2 protein-coding genes are annotated in these 2319 nt (G+C 66.0%); both read right to left on the reverse strand.

Annotation, left to right across the window (positions count from 1 at the left end; translation table 11 throughout):
• On the reverse strand, positions 1 to 1577 hold a 1577-nt coding region (gene guaA, locus QZ609_RS26500), incomplete at its 3' end, for a glutamine-hydrolyzing GMP synthase (RefSeq protein WP_295501503.1).
• Positions 1552 to 2127 carry a hypothetical protein gene (locus tag QZ609_RS26505; protein ID WP_295501506.1) on the reverse strand — a complete coding sequence of 192 codons (576 nt, stop codon included), beginning with the start codon at positions 2125 to 2127 and terminating at the stop codon, positions 1552 to 1554. The genes QZ609_RS26505 and guaA, both read right to left, overlap by 26 nt.
• Positions 2128 to 2319: the final 192 nt, after the last annotated feature.

A 2319-nucleotide genomic window follows, 5' to 3' on the forward strand; every position in this document is an offset into this window, starting at 1 on the left:
TACACCACCCGGTTCAAGCCACGCACTTCATTGATGATGCGGTTCGACACCCGACCCAACAACGCATACGGCAGATGCGCCCAGTGCGCCGTCATGAAGTCGGTGGTCTGCACCGCGCGCAGCGCCGTCACGTAGTCGTACGTGCGGCCATCGCCCATTACGCCGACGGACTTGACCGGCAGGAACACCGCAAACGCCTGGCTGGTCAGGTCGTACCAGCTCTTGCCGACCTGGTCTTCAGCGCACAGGCCTGCAGCGGCATCTTGCGCCGTCGCCTTGGTACCGCGCAGCTCTTCGATGAAGATCGCATCAGCGCGGCGCAGCAGCTCCGCATACTCACGCTTGACCTCACCCAGGATACGCACGCCCAGGCCCGGGCCCGGGAACGGATGGCGATACACCATCTCGTGCGGCAGGCCCAGCGCCACGCCCAGCTCGCGCACCTCGTCCTTGAACAGGTCGCGCAGCGGCTCGAGCAGCTTCAGGCCCAGCGTTTCCGGCAGGCCACCCACGTTGTGGTGGCTCTTGATCGTCGTCGCCTTCTTGGTCTTGGTGCCGCCCGATTCGACTACGTCCGGGTAGATGGTGCCCTGGGCCAGCCACTTGGCGTTCGACAGCTTCTTCGCCTCCGCCTGGAACACCTCGACGAACTCGCGGCCGATGATCTTGCGCTTGGCTTCCGGGTCCGTCACGCCGGCCAGGTGGCCGAGGAACTGCTCCGAGGCATCCACGTGCACGACCTTGGCGTGCAGGCGGCCCGCGAACATGTCCATCACCATCTTGCCTTCGTCCAGGCGCAGCAGGCCGTGGTCGACGAACACGCAGGTGAGCTGATCGCCGATCGCGCGGTGGATCAGCGCGGCGGCCACGGACGAATCGACGCCGCCCGACAGGCCCAGGATCACCTCTTCATCGCCCACTTGCTCGCGGATGAGCTTGACGGCTTCCTCGATGTGATCGCGCATGACCCAGTCCGGCTTGGCGCCGGCGATCTCCAGCACGAAGCGCTCAAGCAGCGCGCGGCCCTGTAGGGTATGCGTGACTTCCGGGTGAAACTGCACGGCGTAGTAGCCGCGCGCCTCGTCGGCCATGGCGGCGATCGGGCAGCTCGGCGTGGAGGCCATCAGCTTGAAGCCCGGCGGCAGCTCGGCGACCTTGTCGCCGTGGCTCATCCACACCTTCAGCATGCCGTGGCCTTCGGGCGTGGCGAAGTCCTGGATGTCCTTGAGCAGGCGGGTGTGGCCATGGGCGCGCACCTCAGCATAACCAAATTCGCGGTGGTCGCTCCACTCGACCTTGCCGCCCAGCTGCACGGCCATGGTCTGCATGCCGTAGCAGATGCCGAGCACCGGCACGCCGAGGTCCCACACGGCTTGCGGCGCGCGCAGCTGGTGGTCTTCGTAGGTGCTGGCGTGGCTGCCCGAGAGGATGACGGCCTTGGGCGCGAACTCGCGCACGAAGGCGTCGGACACATCGTTCGGGTGGATTTCGCAGTAGACGTGCGCTTCGCGGACGCGCCGCGCGATCAGCTGCGTGACCTGCGAGCCGAAATCAAGGATGAGGACTTTGTCGTGCATGTTGTGGAGGAATGGAATCGGCAATCGTGTCGACTTCAGTGCCGGGGCCGTAGCCCGGCGGCGGCATGTAGGCGGGTTCGTTGCGCTCGGTTTCGGTACGCTGGCGTTCACGCGTGGCAGCGGCTTCATCGCGCGCCTTCTGCGCGCGCTCGCGCTCATTGGTGCGCACGCGGCGCGAGGCGGGAATCTGCACGGCCGAGAACAGCGCCAGCACCGCGGCAAAGGTCGGCAGCCAGATGCGGCCCGCGCCGTCCACCGGCAGGTGGAAGAACAGCAGCCACGCAATCACCAGCACGGCCACGGCCAGGTTCACGTGGCCCATCACCTGCGCCACGGCGGTGGTGAGCTGCCCGTTGACGGTGGCATGCCACAGCAGCCAAGCCAGGCCGATCAGCGTCACGCCGAGCAGCTGGCCGTACATCGCCGGATCGGGCTGCGGCAATTGCAGCGCGCCGAAGACGGACGCCATCGGTGAAGCCAACAGGACGAGACCGACGCACAGTGCGACAGCCGCATCCAGAAACAGAACGAGTCGCAAAAGCGCTTTCATCATCGTCTCCAGTTGCGGGTGGCCGCCCCGTGCACCGGCCACCGGATTGAATGCGGTCGGGGCACCCGCGCGCCCCGACGCCAGAACTGCATACCTTCTATCTTTTGATGCAGCAACCGAGGATCAGTCGCGGTGATAGTTCGGCGCTTCCTTCGTGATCTGCACGTCGTGCACGTGCGATTCGTTCATGCC

This window comes from uncultured Ralstonia sp., assembly GCA_913056305.1.
In the GTDB taxonomy this organism is placed as follows: Bacteria; Pseudomonadota; Gammaproteobacteria; order Burkholderiales; family Burkholderiaceae; genus Ralstonia.

Bases quoted from the DNA above. Each gene is read 5' to 3' on its own strand.
- QZ609_RS26505 (WP_295501506.1), bottom strand. From the start codon at position 2,127: ATGAAAGCGCTTTTGCGACTCGTTCTGTTTCTGGATGCGGCTGTCGCA.